Genomic DNA, 19,773 nt, shown 5'->3' with positions numbered 1-19,773 from the left:
GTTGTGGCGCCCGCTCAGTGCGTCGGCCCCGTCGTGCAGGGCAACTCGGTCCACCGCGGGCAGGCCGCCGGGCCCTGCGGGGGCGGGGGCGCGTGCCGGGCCACGGCCGGCAGCTCCCAGCGCGCGGCCGCCCGCGGCTGCGGATCCAGCACCACCGCCTCCAGCCCCGGTGCCGGGCTGCACCACAGGCTGTTGATGCCGTTCGGCGCACCGCCGGGCAGCAGCGGCACACCCGGCCCGTCCGGCGCGTTCGCGGCCGCCTTGGCGGCCACCCCGGGGGCCTCCATGCACAGCGTGGGGGACGGCGGGTCCGGCGGCCGGAACAGCGCCGCCGGGCGCGCCCCCGCCAGCGTCGCCAGCGTGGCCCCGCCCACCGCCACCGTCAGCAGCGCCGCCGCGCCCGTCCGGCCCGCCGTCCACATCCGGTGCCGGGCCCGCAGCACCGGCACCGGCTCCCGGTGCGGCTCCGGGCACCCGCGCACCGCCGCCCGGTGCAGCAGCCGGCTCAGCCCGTCCGCGAAGCCCGGCGCCGCGGGATCCGGCCCGACCAGCTCCGGCACCCACTGCGCCAGCGCCGCCCGCGCCGCCCACACCCGGCTCTCGGCCGCCGTCCGCGTCGACTCGACCTCAAGCGCGATCGCCGCGGCCGGCAGCCCCAGCCCGTCGTGCAGCACCAGGGCCCGGCGCTGCGGCCGTGACAGCCGGCGCAGGGCCTTCAGCAGGGCGCGGTCCTGGTCGGTCAGCCGGTCGTGGTCCGGCAGCACCGCCTGCGCCTCGTCCGCCGGACGCACCCTGATCCGCCGGTGCGGCAGCGTCCACGGGTGCACCCGCCGGGGCCCGCCCCGGCGCCAGGGCGACAGCGCCAGTTCGCAGGCCCGCACCCGCACCCACACCTCCGGATCCCCCGCCCCGGCCACCGCGCCCCAGTCCCGCCGCGCCTCCCCGAACGCCCGCCGCACACAGTGCACCGCCCGGTGCCGGCACGCCGTCAGCAGGAACATCTGCTGCACCAGCCGGGTGTACGAGCCCTCGTACAGCTCCTCGAAGCTCTCCGTGGGCCCGAGGTCGTCCGCCAGCTCCCGCCCGCTCGCCGCCTCGGTGAGCGCGGTACTGATCCGCTCGCGCGGGTCGGCGGGGGGTCGCGGGGCGTTCTGCGGCACGGGCGGGGTGTCCGGCGCCGGGGCCGGGGCCGGGCGGGGCTTCCCGCCCGTGGGCGGCGTCGGTGCGGCGGGGCGCTGCCCGGTGTTCGCCGTCGAGGTGGGGGCCATGCTGCTGCGCTCTCCGGGATCGTTGGGGGTCGACGGTGCCTCCCGCCGGGTGCTCGGGTGCTGCTTGCCGTGCGCTTCCGGGGCGGGTTCCGCGGGCGGGGTTCGGCGTACGGCGCGGTCCCGCTGGTCGGCGGGTGCCGGGGCGGGTTGCCGCTTCGGCGGTGCCTCGTGGCCGGGTCCGGTGCCGGGGCGGCGCTTCCGGTCCCCGGCCGCCGGCTCCTGCGGTGCCGGGGGGCGCCCGCCCGGGCCGGTGGGGGTCGCGGTTCTGACGAGGGCGATGGCGGCGGCCTCGGTGGGGCAGCCGAGCTTGCGCATGGCGCGGTGGAGATGGCCGCGGACGGTGTCGGGGGTGACGCCGAGGGCGGCGGCGGTGCGACGGAGGTCGTGGCCGGCGGCGAGGTGGGCGAGGGCCTGGGCCTCACGGGGCGTCAACGTCCGCAGCAGTTCGGCGGTGCGGGTGGGCGGCGTGGTCATCAGACGCTCCGGGCCGGGGCGCCGGCGGCTTGGGGGCAGGGTCTGAAAATGCGCATAAGCCAATAATCTGGGACACGGCGGCGGTTTACCGCTTCACGGAGCATGGCGAGTCGCCTTGGCACCATGAGGCGCATGACGCAGCTGATGGGCCGTCCGATCCTCGGAGTGCCCGGCGAATTGGGTGGACGCCCCGTGTCTGCCGACCTGTTGACGGGGGTGCGGACGGCGCTGGTCGGCCTGTCGGTGGTCGGGGTGCCGGTGCTCGGGCTCTGGGTGATGACGCCGTACGCGGACGCGGGCGCGACCGGCGCCACCCGGTTGGCGGGTGCGCTCTGGCTGCTGGGGCACGGCGCGCCGGTGCTGCGTGGGGAGGCCGACGCCCCGCTGACCGTCACTCCGCTGCTGATCAGCGCCCTGGTGGTGGTGCGGTTGTACCGGGCGGCGGCCGGGGTCGGGGCGCGGCGCGGGCCGCGCTCGCGCTGGGGCGGCCCGGTGGCGCTGTGGGCGGGGTACTGCGCGGTGGCGGTCGCGGTGGCGCTGCACTGTGCGGGCGGAGGGCAGTTCCGCAGCCGCGTCCTGCTGGACCTCCCGGCGGTGGGCCTGCTCGCCGCCCTGGCGACGGCCGCGGGCGTACGGTCCGCGCGGCTCGTGCCGTCCGGGCCGGGCCCGCTGCTCGACCGGCTCCCGCCGCGCTGGCGGCCGGACGACGGCGCCGCGGTGGTGCGGCGGGCGGCCGGTGCGGCCGGGGCCGGCCTGGTCGCGGCGGGCGGGGTGCTGGTGGCGGTGGCGGCGCTGCTGGACGCGGCGACCGGCGGCGGGCGCGGGATGGCGCTGCTCGGCGGCGGGCCCACGGCGGTGCTCGGGCTGCTGCTGCTCACCGCGGTGCTGCTGCCGAACGCGGTGCTGTGGGGCGCGGCGTACGCGCTGGGTCCGGGTTTCGCGGTCGGCGCCGGGACGCTGGTGTCGCCGGGCGGTACGGCGCTCGGCCCGGTGCCGGAGTTCCCGCTGTTCGCCCTGCTGCCGCAGGAGGGCCCGGGCGGCTGGCGGTTGGCGGCGCTGCTGCTGCCGCTGCTGGCGGGGCTGGTGCCCGCCGTCCTGCTGGGCCGCGCGGCCGCGGGCGGGCGGTCCCCGGCGGGTGGCCGCGGCCCCTGGCCGCCCGGTGCGACGGTGGCGGCCGCCGTGGCGGCCGCGCTGCTGCTCGGCGCCGGGGCGGCGGTGCTGGGCTGGCTGTCGGGCGGGGCGCTGGCGGGCGGGCGGATGGCCCGGCTGGGGCCGGTGCCGTGGTGGACGGGCCTGGCGGCGGCGGGCTGGCTGGCCGTGGTGGCCGTGCCGGGCGCCCTGCTGGTGCGGCACCGGGGGCTGGCGGCGGCGGGCCTGCTGGCCGGTCAGCACCCGGCGCACGGCCAGGGCGTGTACGCCCGGCTCGCGGAGCAGACCCGCCGGGGCGCGCTTCTGCTGCGCGCCGGTACGTACGCCCTGGTGCTGCGGCTGTCCGGCCGGCGCCCCGCGGCCGGGCCGGAAGCCGGCGGGCCGGAAGCCGGCGGGCCGGAAGCCGGCGGGCCGGGAGTCGGAGAGTCCGGAGACGGTGAGCCCGGAACCGGCCGCCGCTCGGCTACTCCGCGTTCCCGTTGAAGTCCACGTACCACTGCGGCGCGTACCGGTCGCAGTTCTCGACCCCGACGTTGGTCAGCGAGTCCCGGACGCAGGTCTCGTAGTCCTTGTAGTACACCCCGAGGCCGATCACCGTGGTGGCGGCCATCACCGTCATCGCGCCGGTGAGGATCCCGGCCAGCGCCGCCGGAGTGAGCGGGTTCGGCTCCGCGACCCCGGGGGCCACTCCGGCCGGGCCCCCGGGCGCGCCCGCCGCCGCAGGCTTCCGGGTGCGCAGCGCGCCGATGCCCCAGGCGATGCCGAGCAGGCCGACCAGCAGCGCGATCCAGCGGAGGCCCGCGAACAGGCAGACCAGCGCGAAGGGCCCGGCCAGCGCGGCGTTGCGGGCCTTGCGGTGGGCCGGGTCGGTCGGGTCGAGCCGGGGCGGCTGCGGGGCCGACGGCCGTCGGCCGGGGCGGCCGTCGTCCTGGCCCTGGCCCCACGGCGGCGGGAACTGCGGCCGGTCGCCCTCGCCCTCCGGGCCCTGGCCGGGCCAGGGGCTGCGCGGCTGCCACGGCTGGTCCGGGGTGTCCGCCGGCGGCGGCGCGAAGGGGTTGCGCTCGCCGGTGTCGTCGCCGCTGCTCATGGTTCAGCCATTCCTTCTCGGTCGGGGCTCGTTCGGAGGGTCTCGCGTCGGAGCGGTCTCCCGCGCTCCCAATGATCCCGCAGGTGTTCGACGGTCCGCCGGGGGCCTGCCAGGCCGGTCCGGCCCGGAGGTCCGTCCGGCCGGGGCGGGCCTGGACGACTCCGGCGCGGCGGGGCCGAGGAGATCCCCGTCTCAACTACGCGCGTAGCGCCGCCGGGAGGGTGCGGAGGCCCTCCGACCAGCCGTTATCGTGGTGACGGTCAGCAGCTCACATAGGTTCCCCGGGGCCCGCGTCGCGGCGGGTTCTCCTGGTGTTCCCCTTCGCTCGACCTGCCGTTCGTAGTGGCCCCACCGCCGGTGGACGTACCAGCGGACGGCGCCCGACCTACGGAGAATCGCGCAGTGGCCGCCGCCCCCGCTCAGCTCTTCCCGCCCCGCACGCCCGGACCGGCCCGCCTGGTGGTGCTGGTCTCCGGCTCCGGCACCAACCTGCAGGCGCTGATCGACGCCGTCGCCGACCCGGCCTACGGCGCCGAGATCGTCGCGGTGGGCGCGGACCGGGACGGGATCGTCGGCCTGGAGCGCGCCGAGAAGGCGGGCCTGCCGACCTTCGTCCACCGGGTGAAGGACTTCCCGGACCGCGCCGACTGGGACGGCGCGCTGACCGCCTCCGTCGCCGCCCACCAGCCGGACCTGGTGGTCACGGCCGGCTTCATGAAGATCCTCGGCCCCGAGTTCATCGCGGCCTTCGCCGGACGGATCGTCAACACCCACCCCGCACTGCTGCCGTCCTTCCCCGGCGCCCACGGCGTCACCGACGCCCTCGCGTACGGGGTGAAGGTCACCGGCTGCACCGTCCACCTGGTCGACGCCGGCGTGGACACCGGGCCGATCATCGCGCAGGGCGTCGTCGAGGTTGTCGACGCCGACCACGCCGATGGCGGCGACGCGCTGCACGAGCGCATCAAGACTGTCGAGCGCAAGCTGCTCGTCGACGTCGTGGGCCGGCTGGCCCGCGAGGGCCACCGCATCGAGGACCGAAAGGTATGGATCCCGGCATGAGTGCCAGCTCCACCACCCCCCCTGTCTCCGAGAACATCCGTCCGATCCGTCGCGCGCTGATCAGTGTGTACGACAAGACCGGTCTGGAGGAGCTGGCCCAGGGCCTGCACGCCGCCGGGGTCGCCATCGTCTCCACCGGCTCCACCGCCGGCCGGATCGCCGCCGCCGGTGTCCCGGTGACCGAGGTCTCCGAGCTCACCGGCTTCCCGGAGTGCCTGGACGGCCGCGTGAAGACCCTGCACCCGCGGGTGCACGCCGGTGTGCTCGCCGACCTGCGGCTGGAGTCGCACCGCGCGCAGCTGGCCGAGCTCGGTGTCGAGCCCTTCGACCTGGTCGTGGTGAACCTCTACCCGTTCAAGGCCACCGTCGCCTCCGGCGCCACCCCGGACGAGTGCGTCGAGCAGATCGACATCGGCGGCCCGAGCATGGTCCGCGCCGCCGCCAAGAACCACCCCTCGGTGGCCGTCGTGGTCGACCCGGCCCGGTACGGGGACGTGCTGGAGGCCGTCCGGGAGGGCGGCTTCGACCTGGCCACCCGCAAGCGCCTGGCCGGTGCCGCGTTCGCCCACACCGCCGCCTACGACGTGGCCGTCGCCTCCTGGTTCGAGGCCGGCTACGCGCCGAGCGACACTGCGAACACCAGCGGCTCCGCCGCGGGCTTCCCCGAGTTCCTCGGCGCCACCTGGGAGCGCCAGAACGTGCTGCGCTACGGCGAGAACCCGCACCAGGGCGCCGCGCTGTACAGCGACGGCACCGGCGGCCTGGCCGGCGCGCAGCAGCTGCACGGCAAGGAGATGTCGTACAACAACTACGTCGACACCGACGCCGCCCGCCGTGCCGCCTACGACCACGCCGAGCCGGCCGTCGCGATCATCAAGCACGCCAACCCGTGCGGCATCGCGACCGGCGCCGACGTCGTCGAGGCGCACCGCAAGGCGCACGAGTGCGACCCGGTCTCCGCGTACGGCGGCGTGATCGCGGTGAACCGCCCGGTCACCGTCGAGCTGGCCGAGCAGATCGCCCCGATCTTCACCGAGGTCGTCGTGGCCCCCGGCTACGAGGACGGCGCGGTCGAGGTGCTGGCGCGCAAGAAGAACCTGCGGGTGCTGGTCGCCCCCGAGGCCCCGGTCAACCGCCAGGAGGTGCGCCCGATCTCCGGCGGCGTGCTGCTCCAGGACGCCGACCGGGTGCACGCCGAGGGCGACGACCCGGCGAACTGGACGCTGGCCACCGGTGAGGCGCTCTCCGAGGCCGAGCTGGCCGAGCTGGCCTTCGCCTGGCGGGCCTGTCGGGCCGTCAAGTCGAACGCGATCCTGCTGGCCAAGGACGGCGCCTCGGTCGGCGTCGGCATGGGCCAGGTCAACCGGGTCGACTCCTGCAAGCTCGCGGTCGAGCGGGCCGGCGAGCGGGCCAAGGGCTCCTTCGCGGCCTCGGACGCCTTCTTCCCGTTCCCGGACGGTCCGGAGATCCTGATCGCCGCGGGTGTGCGGGCGATCGTCCAGCCGGGTGGTTCGATCCGCGACGAGCAGGTCATCGAGGCCGCCGAGAAGGCGGGCGTGACGATGTACTTCACCGGCGCGCGCCACTTCTTCCACTGACGGTGTGACCGCCTGACGGTGTGACGGCATGACAGAGCGGCCCGGCTCCCTCCTCGGAGGAAGCCGGGCCGCTCTGCTGGTGCGGGCCGATCAGTAGCGCGGCCGGTTGAACCAGTTGACGCCGTCCCGGACGCACATCGCGGTGATCCATATGATGCTGACCGCCAGCCACAGCACGGCCATCACCAGGCCCACCGCGGTGCTCCCGGTGATGGCGCCCGCCAGGAGCAGCAGGCCGACCAGCGCGCCGAGCGAGCCGTAGACGATGGTGGTGATCCGGACGGCGTTGCCGCCCTTGCCGAACTTCACGCCGAGCGTGATGGAGAGCGCGGCGAACAGCCCGAACAGCACCGCGACGACGACGATGATGCCGACGGCGGCGTCGCCCAGCGCGGTGAAGGGGTCGTCCTCGGTCGTGGTCTTGAGGGTGCTGGTGGCGTCCTTGGCGACCGCCGCGGCGATCAGGTAGATGATCGTGAGGATCGTCTGCACGCCGCCGACGACGAACAGCAGCACCCGGGCGGTCGTGACCAGGCCCGGCATGGTCTGCGGCGCGGCCGGCGGGTAGCCGTAGCCCGGGGCGGCCTGCGGGTAGCCGTAGCCCGGGGCGGCCTGCGGGTAGCCGTACGCGGGGGCGGCGGGCGGCGGGGTCTGCTGCGGGTAGCCGTAGCCCGGGGCGGCGGCCGGCGGCTGGTCGTAGGGGTTGTTCGGGTCGGGCGGGTAACTCATGGATGCCTCCGGGCAGTTACGGGGACGGGAAGGCGGAAGCCCCGGTCGTGGTCGGCGAGCAGGGGCGCCGACGGAAAGGAACGGGACGGTGTCGGGGAGCAGCGGTGACGGCCCGGCGGCGGTGACGGGCGCGGCCGGTTCAGCAGTGCGGTGAGCGGGCGGACACCGGCCGGGACGGGCGCGGCGCGGCGGAAGCGGCGCGGCGACGGTCGGGTTGCTCGGTCTGCTGTGGTCGGATCACTGGCTCTTTCCCCCGGTTACGCCCCGCCGCGGGATCCATCGGTCCGTCACCGGGCCTGGTCGCGGCAGGGATGCGGTCATATCGTCATCTGGACGGCATCGTGCTGTCCAGCCAGTTCCCCGCGCCGGATCAAGACTGTGGCGCAACCGAAATGTGGGGCGGACCTTCCGTGTGCGTCCCGTTTCCGGACCGGCCCTGGTACGGGGGCCGGTCGCGATCCGGGAGAATGGATCCATGACTGCCCAGATTCTCGATGGCAAGGCCACCGCCGCCGCGATCAAGTCCGAACTCGCCGTCCGTGTGGCGGCCCTCAAGGCGAAGGGCATCACGCCCGGCCTCGGCACCGTCCTGGTCGGCGACGACCCGGGCAGCCGCTGGTACGTCAACGGGAAGCACAAGGACTGCGCCGAGATCGGCCTCGCCTCGATCCAGCGCGAGCTGCCCGCCACCGCCACCCAGGAGGACGTCGAGAACGTCGTCCGCGAGCTCAACGCCGACCCGGCCTGCACCGGCTACATCGTCCAGCTGCCGCTGCCCAAGGGCCTGGACCAGAACCCGGTCCTGGAGCTGATGGACCCGGACAAGGACGCCGACGGCCTGCACCCGACCTCGCTCGGCCGGCTCGCCCTGGGCATCGAGGGCCCGCTGCCGTGCACCCCGCTGGGCATCGTCGAGCTGCTGCGCCGGCACGACGTCCAGATCGACGGCGCCGAGGTGGTCGTGGTCGGCCGCGGCATCACGGTCGGCCGCTCGATCGGCCTGCTGCTGACCCGCCGCTCCGAGAACGCCACCGTCACCCTGTGCCACACCGGCACCCGGGACCTCGCCTCGCACCTGCGCCAGGCCGACATCATCGTGGCCGCCGCGGGCGTGCCGCACCTGGTCAAGCCGGAGGACGTCAAGCCGGGCGCGGCGGTGCTGGACGTGGGCGTCAGCCGCAGCGAGGGCAAGATCGTCGGCGACGTGCACCCGGGCGTGGCCGAGGTGGCCGGCTGGATCTCCCCGAACCCCGGCGGCGTGGGCCCGATGACCCGCGCGATGCTGCTCAACAACATCGTCGAGGCGGCCGAGCGCCGCGCCGGCGTCTGACACCCGAGGGACGGCGAGCATGACTGAACCGCGACCGGCGCGGTCCCGGCGCAGGCCGGTCAAGACCACCGGCACCCTGCCGCCCGAGGGCTCGTCCGCGGCCCTCGGGCGCGACCACGCCCTGCCGGTCCGGCAGTGGCCCATAACGGTGGTCCTGCTGGTGGTCGGCGCGGGCCTCGCGGTCACCTGGTTCGCCGACTTCAAGGACGGCTTCAAGTACGGGCTGCTGATCCTCGGCACCGGGGTGCTGCTCGGCGCCGTCCTGCGGCTGGTGCTGCCCGAGGTCGGCATGCTGGCGGTGCGCAGCCGCTTCACCGACGTGATCGTGCTGACCTTCCTGGGCGCCTCGATCGTGCTGCTGACCCTGGTGGCGCAGCCGAACCCGTGGCTGGAGTTCCCCCTGCTCGACAACATCGGCCAACTGATCGGCCGGCCCAAGCACTGAGCTGTCCCTCGTACGGCGGCCCCCGTCCGGTGATCCCGGCCGGGGGCCGCCGTCGTCTGTGACGCATCAGCCATGCCCGCGCACGCGGCGTACGCTTCCCTTTGCGATAACCTGACGCCGGTCTCTCGATGTCGAGAGACCATCCTCGGCTCCAGTGCCGGTGTGCCTGGGGCGCCTGGCGATTTGCTGGAGAAGGTAGAAATGACTCGCACCCCCGTCAACGTCACCATCACCGGAGCGGCCGGCCAGATCGGTTACGCGCTGCTCTTCCGCATCGCCTCGGGCCACCTGCTCGGTGCCGACGTGCCGGTGAACCTGCGCCTCCTGGAGATCCCGCAGGGCCTCAAGGCCGCCGAGGGCACCGCCATGGAGCTCGTCGACTGCGCCTTCCCGCTGCTGCGCGACATCAAGATCACCGACAACCCGAACGAGGCCTTCGACGGCGCCAACGTCGCGCTGCTGGTCGGCGCCCGTCCGCGCACCGCCGGCATGGAGCGCGGCGACCTGCTGCAGGCCAACGGCGGCATCTTCGGCCCGCAGGGCAAGGCCATCAACGACCACGCCGCGGACGACATCAAGGTCCTGGTCGTCGGCAACCCGGCCAACACCAACGCCCTGATCGCCCAGCGCAACGCCCCGGACGTCCCGGCCGAGCGCTTCACCGCGATGACCCGCCTGGACCACAACCGCGCGGTCGGCCAGCTGTCCGCCAAGACCGGCGCCCTGGTCTCCGACATCAAGCGCGTCACCATCTGGGGCAACCACTCCGCGACCCAGTACCCGGACATCTTCCAGGCCGAGGTCGCCGGCAAGCCGGCCTTCGAGGCCGTCGGCGCCGACCAGGCCTGGCTGGAGAACGACTTCATCCCGACCGTCGCCAAGCGCGGCGCCGCCATCATCGAGGCCCGTGGCGCCTCCTCGGCCGCCTCGGCCGCCAACGCCGCCCTCGACCACGTGTACACCTGGGTCAACGGCACCGCCGAGGGCGACTGGACCTCCATGGGCGTCGTCTCCGACGGCTCCTACGGCGTCCCGGAGGGCCTGATCTCCTCCTTCCCGGTCACCACCAAGGACGGCAAGTTCGAGATCGTCCAGGGCCTGGAGATCTCCGACTTCTCGCGCGCCCGCATCGACGCCTCCGTCCAGGAGCTGGTCGAGGAGCGCGACGCGGTCCAGGAGCTGGGCCTCATCTGAGCCCGCCGAGTCAGTAGCACCGACGGCCCACCACCCCTGCGGGGGATCGGTGGGCCGTCGTCGTCGGGTGAAGCGCCCTACACTGGCGCGCTGTGAACGAAACCTTCGGGGACGCGGCGCTGGTCCTCGTCTTCATCCTGCTGGGCGGGCTGTTCAACGTCGCCGAGATCTCGCTGATCTCGCTGCGCGAGGGTCAGATCCGGACGCTGGAGGGGCACGGAACCCGGCGCGCGGCCCGCGCCGCGCACCTGGCCGCCGACCCCAACCGCTTCCTGGCCGCCGTCCAGGTCGGCGTCACCTGCATGGGCTTCCTGTCCGCCGCCTTCGGCGCGGACACCCTGGCCGGCAAGGTCGCCCCGCTGTTCGTCCGGGCCGGACTGGCCGAGGGGGTGGCCGACGCGGTCTCCCTGGTCGGCCTCACCCTGGTGATCAGCTACGTCTCGCTGGTGCTCGGCGAGCTCACCCCCAAGCGGATCGGCCTGCAGCGCGCCGAGTCCATCGCCGTGGTCGCGGCCCCCGTGGTCGACGTGATGTCGGTGGTGCTGCGCCCGGTGATCTGGCTGCTCGGCCACTCCACCAACCTGATGGTCCGGCTGCTCGGCGGCGATCCGTCCGCCGGCCGCGGCTCGATGAGCTCCGAGGAGCTGCGCGGCCTGGTCGCCGCCAACACCGAACTCGGCAGCGACGAACGGACGTTGATCGCGGACGTGTTCTCCGCCGGGGAGCGCCAGCTGCGCGAGGTGATGGTCCCGCGCACCGAGGTGACCTTCCTGGACGCCGAACGCCCGCTGGCCGCCGTACGGCACCAGGCCGAGACCTCGCCGCACTCGCGCTACCCGGTGGTCGAGGGCAGCGCCGACGCCGTGGTCGGCTTCGTCCACGTCCGCGACCTGTACGGCGCCCGCGGCGAGCAGGCCGTCAAGGTCCGCGACCTGGCCCGCCCGGTCAAGCTGCTGCCCGGCACCAAGCGGGTGCTGGAGGCCATGGGCGAGATGCGCCGCGAGGGCCACCACCTGGCCATCGTGGTGGACGAGTACGGCGGCACCGCCGGGATCGTCACCCTGGAGGACCTGGTCGAGGAGGTGATCGGCGAGATCCGGGACGAGTACGACCGCCCGGAGACCGCCACCACCCGCCGACTCGCCGGCGGCGGGGTGGAACTGGACGGCCTGCTCAACCTCGGCGACTTCGAGGAGGAGACCGGTGTCGCGCTGCCCGAGGGCCCGTACGAGACGGTGGCCGGCTGCCTGGTCGCCTCGCTCGGCAGGCTGCCCAACGACGGCGACCAGGCCCGCGTCCCGCTGGAGGGCGGGGGAGCGGTGCTGCTGACGGTGGCCAAGGTGGAGGGGCGGCGGATCGCCCGGGTGAGGGTGAGTGCGGTCACAACGGCCGAACCTCAGGGGGCGGAGGTTTCCTGAGCGAGCGGTGGAACTGGAAGAATGGCCCGCATGGTCAACGCAGCGGTCACTGGTCCGGTCAAGGACCGTCCCCGGGTGCTCTCCGGCATCCAGCCCACCTCCGGCTCGTTCCACCTCGGCAACTACCTGGGCGCGGTGCGCCAGTGGGTCGACCTGCAGAAGGAGAACGACGCCTTCTACATGGTCGTCGACCTGCACGCGATCACCGTGCCGCAGGACCCGGTGACCCTGCGCCAGAACACCCGGATCTCCGCGGCCCAGCTGCTCGGCGCCGGCCTGGACCCCGAGCACTGCACCCTGTTCGTCCAGTCGCACGTGCCCGAGCACGCGCAGCTCGCCTGGGTGATGAACTGCCTCACCGGCTTCGGCGAGGCCTCCCGGATGACGCAGTTCAAGGACAAGTCCTCCCGGTACGGCGCCGAGAGCACCACGGTCGGCCTGTTCACCTACCCGATCCTGCAGATCGCGGACATCCTGCTCTACCAGGCGGACGCCGTCCCGGTCGGCGAGGACCAGCGCCAGCACGTGGAGATCACCCGCGACATCGCGGAGCGCTTCAACACCCGCTACACCCCGACCTTCACCATCCCGAAGCCGTACATCCTCAAGGAGACGGCGAAGATCCAGGACCTCCAGGACCCGGCCGTCAAGATGAGCAAGTCGGCGTCCTCGCCCAAGGGACTGGTCAGCCTGCTGGACGAGCCGAAGGCCAGCGCGAAGAAGTTCAAGAGCGCCGTCACCGACACCGGCACCGTGGTCTCCTACGACGAGGAGCAGAAGCCGGGCGTCTCCAACCTGCTGCGCATCCACTCCGCGCTCAGCGGCCAGTCGATCGAGCAGCTGGTCGCGCACTTCGAGGGCAAGATGTACGGCGCCCTGAAGACCGAGCTGGCCGAGCTGTTCACCGAGTGGGTCACCCCCTTCCAGGAGCGCACCGGCGTCTACCTGGACGACCCGGCCGAGCTGGACCGGGTGCTGGCGATCGGCGCCGAGAAGGCCCGCGCGGTGGCGTCCGAGACCCTGGCGACGGTGTACGACCGGATCGGCTTCCTCCCGGCCGCCAAGCGGTGAATCCCCTCGCGTACCTGCCCGATGGTGGCGACCTCCCGGAGGTCGTCACCATCGGCGTGTCCGTGAGCGTCCCGGACCCGTACGGGAAGCGGATCCAGGACGCCCGGGCCGGGCACGGCGACCCGCTGGCCCGGTCGATACCGACGCACGTCACCCTGCTGCCGCCGACCGAGGTGCCGGCCGAGGTGCTGCCGAAGATCGAGGAGCACCTGGCGGCGGTGGCGGGTGCGCACCGGCCGTTCCGGATGCTGCTGCGCGGCAGCGGGACCTTCCGCCCGGTCTCCCCGGTGGTGTTCGTCCGGGTCGAGGAGGGCGCGCAGGAGTGCCGGCTGCTGGAGGCGGACGTCCGCTCCGGCCCGCTGGCCCGCGAGTTGGCGTTCCCGTACCACCCGCACGTGACGGTCGCGCACGGCCTGTCGGACGACGTGCTGGACCAGGCGTACGAGCAGGCGCGCACCTTCCGGGCGGCCTTCCAGGTGCCCGGCTTCTCGCTCTCCCGCTTCGACGAGGACGAGGTCTGGCGCCCCTGGCGGGACTACGCCTTCTCCTGAACTACCTATCCCGACCCCCCAAGTTCGAGCATCCGGTCGACCACCCGGCGGGCCGCGCCGCCGTCGTCCAGGGCGCAGTGCTCGGCCTGGAAGCGCCGGTAGCGCTCGGCGTAGCCCGGGGGCGGCCCGGCACCGGTGTCGGCGAGTTCGCGCAGCGCGCCGAGCAGTTCGGCGGAGGTCGCCACCAGCGGGCCGGGGGCGTCCGACTCGAAGTCGAAGTAGAAGCCGCGCAGGGTGTCGCGGTAGTGCTCCAGGTCGTAGGTGAAGAAGTAGATCGGGCGGCCGGTGATCGCGAAGTCGAACATGATCGACGAGTAGTCGGTCACCAGGACGTCCGCGACCAGCAGCAGTTCCTGCGGGTCGGGGTAGTCCCCGCAGTCGTACCGGAAGCCGTCCCCGGCGCCCGGCAGCGGCTCGCGCACGTGCGAGTGCGGGCGGATGAGCAGCACGTGGTCCTCGCCGAGCAGACGGCGGGCGTGGTCGAGGTCCAGCCGCAGGTCGAGCCGGAAGCCGTCGCCGTCGCCGTGCTGCTGGTCCTCGCGCCAGGTCGGCGCGTACAGCACGATCCGCTTGCCCTCGGGGACGCCGAGCCGGCGGCGGACGGCCGCGGCGGTCCGCCGGTCGGGCCGGGCGAGCACGTCGCCGCGCGGGTAGCCGGACTCCAGCACCTCGCCGCCGTAGCGGAAGGCGCGCCGCAGGATCGGGGTGGCGAACGGGCTGGGGGAGAGCAGCAGGCTCCACTGCGGGGCCTCCCGGTCGAGCGCCTCCAGGTAACCGTGGTCGGCCAGCCAGGAGTTGTCGACGTCGTGGGCGATCCGCTTCAGCGGCGAGCCGTGCCAGGTCTGCACGACGACCTGGCCGGGGCGGCGCTCCAGGAAGTCCGGGAAGTGCGTGTTGCCGACCAGGTACCGGCAGGTGCCCAGCGCGCGGTACCACTCCGGGCTCCAGATCCGCACCGGGACGACCCCGGGCGGCAGCGCGGCCTGGGCGTCGTCGACCACCCACAGGTGCTCCAACGGCGTTCCGCGACGGGAGAGTTCGGCGTGCACCGCGCGCGGGGAGTCGGCGTAGCCGCGGCCGCCGAACACGTCGTACAGCACCGCCTCGCGCAACGGCTCGCGGCGGGCGGCCGGGTAGTGCTCGGCGCGCAGCCGGCTCTGCGTCCAGGCGCTGCGCTCGGTGGCGTCGAGCACCGGGGTGGAGTCCACCAGCAGGGTGTCGTGCCAGCGGCGCTGGAGCAGCACCCGCTTGCCGCCGGCCGTGGTGGCGGCGGGCAGCACGGACAGCGCGGCGGGGGCGGCGAGCAGCGGCCGGGTCGGGCCGGAGCGGTCGGCCGGCTCCAGAGCGGCCTCCCAGACGCCCTTGCGCAGCGGCAGCACGGCGCCGTCCGAGCTGGTGCGGGTGGCGGGCACCCGCACCCGGAAGCGGCCGCCCGGCCCGGCCTCGACCGGGGTGCGGACCTCGCCCGCGGTGCCGCCGTGGCGCAGGACCAGCTCCAGCCGGCCGGCCGCCGGGTCCGGGCAGTGCCCGGCCAGTTCGAAGCCGTCGGCCCGGGCGGAGACGCGGTCGACCATCCCGGCGGCGGGCTGGACGCAGAGCTGGAGGCGGCCGTCGGCGAGGTGCTTGAGGTAGAGCACCTGGCCCGGGGAGTCCGGCAGCGGGTACTGGCCGGCCACCGGGCCGCCGCGCTCGTCCAGGCACAACTGCTCGGTGCCGCCGTCGGGGCGCAGCAGCTCGGCGTCCCAGTGCTCCAGCCCGCCGCGGCCGCGCCCGTCGGCGGTGAACGGCCGGTACGGCAGGGTGGCGGTGAAGGCGTCGCCGTTCAGGGTGAGCGGCTGCTCGACCACCGCGTCGCTCTCCCGGTGCCGCAGCCGCAGGACGGTGCCGGACGGGCAGTGGTCGGCGACGCCGGCCAGCTCGATGCCGTTGACGCCGTCGGCGGCATCGGCGGCGGGGGCGGCGGTGGTGATCCGGACACCCGGGCGCTCCAGCCGCAGCCGCAGCCGGCCGTCCTCGAAGTGCGGCTGGAGGCGTACGTCGCGGTCCACCCAACGGGCCGGCGGGTACTCGCCGGAGCCGCACCAGTGCGGGGCGAGGGTGCCGTACTGGCGGCGCAGCCGGGTGAGGCGGGGGCGGGTGAAGAGGGTGGTCTCGATCTGCCAGTCGCCGAGCAGCCAGCGGCCGTCGCGGCGCAGCCGGTCGGGTTCCACCAGCGCGGTGAAGCCGGACCAGTCGTGGTTGAACTCGGGCTGGGCGCTGTCGTCGGTGACCTCGGGCATTCTCCGGGGCCTGGAGCGCAGGTGCACCGGTGGACGGTTCGCGTCCTGGTGGCGCAGGGTCAGCCAGGTCCAGGCCGAGCCGGGGCGGCCGGTGTCCAGGCCCAACGGGCGGGCGAAGCCGGTGAGTTCCAGGCCGCGGCCGTGCCAGCGGGCGCGCAGCAGCCCGAAGACGGCGTCCTCGTCGGCGGTGGGCCGGCCGGTGGTGACACCGGTCGGAGCGGGGTCCAAATGACGTCCCATACCGGGAACGTAGGGGGGTCGGCGCAGCCGATCGGTGGATTTCCCGGGAGATTCACCAGCTGAAAGTGAGTTCGAGCGCGGGAGGAGTTCGAGCGCGACGAGGGGGCGGAGGACGCGGCCGCCCCCCCGGGAGACCCCGGGTGCGCCGAGGCGCCCGGTGCGGTTCGCACCGGGCGCCTCGGCGGGGGCTCCGTCCGACCACTACTCCTTGCGGAGCATCGCGTCGACCACCCGCGCGGCGGCCTTGCCGTCGTCCAGGTCGCAGTACGCCTCGCGGAACGCGGCCGCCTTGTCGGCGTGCTCGGCCGCCACCGCGTCCACCCGGCCGAGGGCGGCCACCAGCGCCTCGGAGGTGTCCAGCAGCGGACCGGGCGCCTCGGCCTCGAAGTTCAGGCTGAAGCCGCGCAGGTTGTCGCGGTAGTGCTCCAGGTCGTACGTGAAGAACAGCATCGGCTTGCCGGTCGAGGCGAAGTCGAAGACGCTCGCCGAGTAGTCGGTGACCAGCACGTCGGCGATCAGCAGCAGCTCCGCCATGTCGGGGTAGCTGCCGACGTCCCAGACGTAGCCGTTGCCGGCGCCCGGGATCTGGCCGCACATCGCGCTGTGCCGGCGCACCAGCAGCACCTGGTCGTCGCCGAGCGCCGCCTTGGCCGCCTCCAGGTCGATCCGCAGGTCGATCTGGTAGCCGCCGTTGGGCCGGCGCCGGTCCTCGCGCCAGGTCGGCGCGTAGAGCACGACCTTCTTGCCCTCGGGCAGGCCGAGCCGTTCGCGGACCTGTTCGGCCGTCTTCTCCCGGTCGGCCGCGAACAGCAGGTCGTTGCGGGGTGAACCGCTCTCCAGGATCTCGCCCTTGAAGTCGAACGCGCGTCGCAGCACCGGGGCGGACCAGCTGTTGCCGGCCACCAGCAGGCTCCAGTTCGGGACCTCGTTGGCCAGGCTCTTGAGGTAGTTGGAGTCGGTGAACCAGACCTTCTCGAAGTCGAAGCCGATCTGCTTCAGCGGGCTGCCCTGCCAGGTCTGCACGACCACCTGGCCGGGGCGGCGGACGAAGAAGTCGGGCAGGTGGGTGCTGGTGACGATGTACTTGGCGGTCGCCAGCGCCTCGAACCACTCCGGGCTCCACAGCCGGATCGACCGCGCGCTCTGCGGCAGGTCGGCCTGGCTGTCGTCGTTGCCCCACAGGTGCTCCAGCGGCAGGCCGCGGCGCACCAGCTCCTCGTGGATCGCCCGCGGCGAGTCCGCGTACAGGCTGCCGTGCCCGGCGTTGTACAGCACGGTGTCGCGCACCGGCAGCCGGCGGGCGGCCGGGTAGTCGGTGTTGCGCAGCAGGCGCTGGCGGAAGCCGGCCCGCTCCTCGGGCAGCAGCACGGCGTGCGACTCCAGCGACAGGCCGTCGTGGTAGCGGCGCTCCAGCGCGATCTTCTTGCCGCGGGACTCCACCTCCAGCGGCAGCGTCCCGAAGCAGTCCGGGGTGATCAGCGCGGGGGAGTCCAGCGCCTCGCTGGCCGGTGCGCCGACCGGGCGGAAGAAGACGTCCCAGGTGCCCTTGGAGAGCGGCACCCGGCCGGCGAAGGAGGCGGTCGGCACGGTGGGCAGCGCGGTGCGGAACCGGCCGTCCGAGATCTCCACCGGGTAGGCGTGCTCCTCCTCGCGCCAGTGGTGCCGGACCACCAGCTCCCAGCGGTGCGTGCCGGGCAGCGGGAAGGAGCCGCTGAGCAGGAAGCCGTCGGCGCCGCGCGCGGACACCTCGTCCACCACCGGCTGCAGCAGCTGGTCGGAGAACTGGAGGTAGCCGCTGGGGGAGGGCTTGGAGTAGAGCTCCCGGCGCCGCTCGACCGGGGCGTCCAGGTTCAGCGGCAGGTGCAGCTGCTCGGGCGCGTTGCGGTCGTCCCAGACCAGCGGGAGGCTGCTGCCGTCGGTCAGCAGCAGCGCGGTGTCCCAGCGGTCGCGGCTGCGCTCGGCGGCCGTCGGGTCCAGCTCGGTCCAGGCCTCGCGGACGGCGGTCAGCTCGGCCACCGGGAAGGAGGCCGTGAACGGCTGCAGCGTGCCGACCGGCGTTCCCAGCTCCACCGGGAAGGCCAGCTCGCGGTCCGACTCGACGTGGGTGAGCCGCAGCACCGCCCCGGCGAAGCTCGCCCCGGAGCGCGCCGCGCCGGAGACCTCCACCCGGCCGCCCTGCGCGGCCAGGCCGGTCACCCGGGCCTTGACGGTCTCCACCCGCAGGTAGACGAAGTTGTCCCGGACCCACGGCACGATCCGCACGTCCGGCTCGACCCAGTGCGCGGGGATGGACTGCGCGGTGTCGCTCCAGCCGGCCGAGACCCGGCCCTTGTACACCCCGCCCTTGCCCGCACCGGCGACCAGGAGGCGCCAGTTGCCGTCCTTCCACTTGCCGCGGTGCTTGAGCTTCTTCGGATCGAGGGCGACGCTGAAGCCGGACCAGTCGCAGCTGTACAGGTCGTGGTTGCAGCTCGCGGTGGCCTCGGGGCTGTACGTGGTCTTCATCGGCACCGCGAGCACCCGGCGGCCCTTGGTCTCGCGCAGCACCAGGGTGCGGACCATGTCGTGCTTGGTCGCCGCGCCCAGCTGCTCCGGGTACGCGTGCCCGGTCAGCTGGAGCTTCCCGCCGATCCAGGCGGTCTCGTACAGCCGGCTGCGGATGACCAGCGAGTTGTCCAGCTTGAGGACGTCGGCGGGCACGCTCTTGCGCCCGCCGCGCAGGAACGGGTAGTCGGCGTACGGCCGCAGCAGACCGCGGGCCTGCACGCCGCCGCCGCTCTCGCCCTCGTACTTGATCTGCTCGACCAGCTCGTCCGCCCGGCCCTGGAGGGTCAGGTGGTACTTCAGCCGCAGCGGCGCGCGCAGCTTGCGGACCTGCTCGGGGCCGATCGCCCGGAGCAGCCGGCTGACGCTCTGGACGTAGGCGTCCCGGTACTCCTTGTCGCCGTCCACGACGGACCAGAAGAACATCGGGATCTCCTCGACGAGGGTGTTCTCGTCGTAGGAGCGCAGGTACTGCGCGAAGCGCGGCTCGGTCTGCTTCTTCAGCCAGCCGCGGACCAGCTCGACCGAGGTGACCCGGTCGACCAGGCCCTTGGGGTTGGTGCGCATCTGCGTGATCGACATCTCGCCGACCTCGCGCTCGCGCCAGTGGTAGATCGGCTCGGAGAGCACGTCCACGCTCTTGGCGAGATAGTGGTGCGGCACGCTGACCGGCGCGTCCTCGTACAGGATGCCCTCGGGGTAGAGCAGCCCGGCCGCGTCGAAGAAGGAGCGGCGGTACACCTTGTTCCACGCGGTGCGGTCGGTGACCAGCGCCGGGATCTCGGTGATGTGGGTCTTGAGCCGGGTCTCCCTGAACGGCTTCACGTGCCCGCCGGACTGGTAGTAGCCCACCGCGCGGAACCGCTGCACGTTGCCGGTGCAGAAGTCCGAGCCGGTCTCGTCCAGCGTGTTGATCATCAGCTCGTACGCGCTCGGCGGCATCGAGTCGTCGCTGTCCACGAAGCACAGGAACTCGGAGTCCGGGTCGATGTGCCGGATGCCCGTGTTGCGGGCCGCGCCGAGGCCCTTGTTCACCTGCCGGACCAGCCGGAAGCGGGAGTCCTTGGCCGCGTACTCCTCGGCGAGGGCCGCGCTGTCGTCCTTCGAACCGTCGTCGACCATGACGCACTCGAAGTCCGTGAAGGTCTGGGCGGCGATCGAGTCGAGGCATTCGACGAGATAGCGCTCGACGTTGTAGATCGGAACGACGATGGAGAGGCGGGGAGCCATCGGCTACGCAGGCCTTTCTCGGGAGGAGCGTGGCAGCCCGGTCCGGGCCTGACCGCACTTGGGATCGGTGCGTACGTGCGCCCCGATCCTACCTCCGGGCCCCG

The 19,773-nt window shown here is 73.8% G+C and carries 14 protein-coding genes; 9 read left to right on the top strand and 5 right to left on the bottom strand.

Annotated features, from left to right (window positions below; genetic code table 11):
* Window positions 1–14: 14 nt before the first annotated feature.
* Window positions 15–1,742: a sigma factor-like helix-turn-helix DNA-binding protein gene (locus RZ50_RS16135; protein ID WP_196949616.1), complete on the bottom strand. Its 1,728-nt coding sequence runs from the start codon at window positions 1,740–1,742 to the stop codon at window positions 15–17.
* Between the two features lie 192 nt (window positions 1,743–1,934).
* Between RZ50_RS16135 and RZ50_RS16130 the strand changes: the two genes are divergently transcribed.
* Window positions 1,935–3,374 (top strand): DUF6350 family protein, encoded by a 1,440-nt coding sequence (locus tag RZ50_RS16130; protein WP_217680562.1) that lies wholly within the window; start codon window positions 1,935–1,937, stop codon window positions 3,372–3,374.
* On the opposite strand, the gene RZ50_RS16125 is transcribed toward RZ50_RS16130, so the two are convergent.
* Window positions 3,355–3,978: a hypothetical protein gene (locus tag RZ50_RS16125; protein WP_196947388.1), complete on the bottom strand. Its 624-nt coding sequence runs from the start codon at window positions 3,976–3,978 to the stop codon at window positions 3,355–3,357. The two genes, RZ50_RS16130 and RZ50_RS16125, sit on opposite strands and share 20 nt — an antisense overlap.
* A gap of 402 nt (window positions 3,979–4,380) precedes the next feature.
* Between RZ50_RS16125 and purN the strand changes: the two genes are divergently transcribed.
* A complete protein-coding gene (gene purN / locus RZ50_RS16120; protein ID WP_196947389.1) occupies window positions 4,381–5,040 on the top strand; it encodes a phosphoribosylglycinamide formyltransferase in 660 nt (219 codons plus the stop codon).
* Window positions 5,037–6,638 carry a bifunctional phosphoribosylaminoimidazolecarboxamide formyltransferase/IMP cyclohydrolase gene (gene purH / locus RZ50_RS16115; protein ID WP_196947390.1) on the top strand — a complete coding sequence of 534 codons (1,602 nt, stop codon included), beginning with the start codon at window positions 5,037–5,039 and terminating at the stop codon, window positions 6,636–6,638. Before purN ends, purH begins: the two co-directional genes overlap by 4 nt.
* A gap of 90 nt (window positions 6,639–6,728) precedes the next feature.
* Here the strand turns inward: purH and RZ50_RS16110 are convergent, their stop codons facing one another.
* Window positions 6,729–7,367 (bottom strand): hypothetical protein, encoded by a 639-nt coding sequence (locus RZ50_RS16110; RefSeq protein ID WP_196947391.1) that lies wholly within the window; start codon window positions 7,365–7,367, stop codon window positions 6,729–6,731.
* A 475-nt stretch (window positions 7,368–7,842) separates the two neighbouring features.
* Between RZ50_RS16110 and RZ50_RS16105 the strand changes: the two genes are divergently transcribed.
* From RZ50_RS16105 to RZ50_RS16080, 6 genes are all read left to right on the top strand, one after another.
* Entirely contained in the window at window positions 7,843–8,697 is an 855-nt protein-coding gene (locus tag RZ50_RS16105; protein WP_196947392.1) for a bifunctional methylenetetrahydrofolate dehydrogenase/methenyltetrahydrofolate cyclohydrolase, read from the top strand.
* A gap of 19 nt (window positions 8,698–8,716) precedes the next feature.
* Window positions 8,717–9,142, top strand: coding sequence for a DUF3017 domain-containing protein (locus RZ50_RS16100; RefSeq protein WP_196947393.1), 426 nt, complete (start codon window positions 8,717–8,719; stop codon window positions 9,140–9,142).
* A 201-nt stretch (window positions 9,143–9,343) separates the two neighbouring features.
* A complete protein-coding gene (locus RZ50_RS16095) occupies window positions 9,344–10,336 on the top strand; it encodes a malate dehydrogenase (RefSeq protein WP_196947394.1) in 993 nt (330 codons plus the stop codon).
* A 92-nt stretch (window positions 10,337–10,428) separates the two neighbouring features.
* Entirely contained in the window at window positions 10,429–11,754 is a 1,326-nt protein-coding gene (locus RZ50_RS16090; RefSeq protein ID WP_196947395.1) for a hemolysin family protein, read from the top strand.
* Between the two features lie 30 nt (window positions 11,755–11,784).
* Window positions 11,785–12,825, top strand: a complete 1,041-nt coding sequence (trpS, locus tag RZ50_RS16085) for a tryptophan--tRNA ligase (RefSeq protein ID WP_196947396.1) — start codon at window positions 11,785–11,787, stop codon at window positions 12,823–12,825.
* The gene (locus tag RZ50_RS16080) at window positions 12,822–13,376 is read left to right on the top strand and encodes a 2'-5' RNA ligase family protein (protein ID WP_308271651.1); all 555 of its coding nucleotides are present in this window, start codon (window positions 12,822–12,824) and stop codon (window positions 13,374–13,376) included. Before trpS ends, RZ50_RS16080 begins: the two co-directional genes overlap by 4 nt.
* A gap of 5 nt (window positions 13,377–13,381) precedes the next feature.
* Here the strand turns inward: RZ50_RS16080 and RZ50_RS16075 are convergent, their stop codons facing one another.
* Window positions 13,382–15,895 carry a CDP-glycerol glycerophosphotransferase family protein gene (locus RZ50_RS16075; RefSeq protein WP_196947397.1) on the bottom strand — a complete coding sequence of 838 codons (2,514 nt, stop codon included), beginning with the start codon at window positions 15,893–15,895 and terminating at the stop codon, window positions 13,382–13,384.
* 201 nt (window positions 15,896–16,096) lie between these two features.
* Entirely contained in the window at window positions 16,097–19,669 is a 3,573-nt protein-coding gene (locus RZ50_RS16070) for a CDP-glycerol glycerophosphotransferase family protein (protein WP_196947398.1), read from the bottom strand.
* Between the last annotated feature and the right edge of the window lie 104 nt (window positions 19,670–19,773).

It is taken from the genome of Kitasatospora sp. SUK 42, assembly GCF_015776785.2.
Taxonomy (GTDB): Bacteria; Actinomycetota; Actinomycetes; order Streptomycetales; family Streptomycetaceae; genus Kitasatospora.
The sequence above is the reverse complement of the archived record's forward strand: the minus strand, read 5'-3'. Positions and strand labels throughout refer to the sequence as shown.

What these genes read in the sequence shown, in the direction of transcription:
- RZ50_RS16135 (WP_196949616.1), bottom strand. Translation starts at nt 1,742, where the DNA reads ATGACCACGCCGCCCACCCGCACCGCCGAACTGCTGCGGACGTTGACG.
- RZ50_RS16125 (WP_196947388.1), bottom strand. Translation starts at nt 3,978, where the DNA reads ATGAGCAGCGGCGACGACACCGGCGAGCGCAACCCCTTCGCGCCGCCG.
- purH (WP_196947390.1), top strand. Translation starts at nt 5,037, where the DNA reads ATGAGTGCCAGCTCCACCACCCCCCCTGTCTCCGAGAACATCCGTCCG.
- RZ50_RS16110 (WP_196947391.1), bottom strand. Translation starts at nt 7,367, where the DNA reads ATGAGTTACCCGCCCGACCCGAACAACCCCTACGACCAGCCGCCGGCC.
- RZ50_RS16105 (WP_196947392.1), top strand. Translation starts at nt 7,843, where the DNA reads ATGACTGCCCAGATTCTCGATGGCAAGGCCACCGCCGCCGCGATCAAG.
- RZ50_RS16100 (WP_196947393.1), top strand. Translation starts at nt 8,717, where the DNA reads ATGACTGAACCGCGACCGGCGCGGTCCCGGCGCAGGCCGGTCAAGACC.
- RZ50_RS16095 (WP_196947394.1), top strand. Translation starts at nt 9,344, where the DNA reads ATGACTCGCACCCCCGTCAACGTCACCATCACCGGAGCGGCCGGCCAG.
- trpS (WP_196947396.1), top strand. Translation starts at nt 11,785, where the DNA reads ATGGTCAACGCAGCGGTCACTGGTCCGGTCAAGGACCGTCCCCGGGTG.
- RZ50_RS16075 (WP_196947397.1), bottom strand. Translation starts at nt 15,895, where the DNA reads ATGGGACGTCATTTGGACCCCGCTCCGACCGGTGTCACCACCGGCCGG.
- RZ50_RS16070 (WP_196947398.1), bottom strand. Translation starts at nt 19,669, where the DNA reads ATGGCTCCCCGCCTCTCCATCGTCGTTCCGATCTACAACGTCGAGCGC.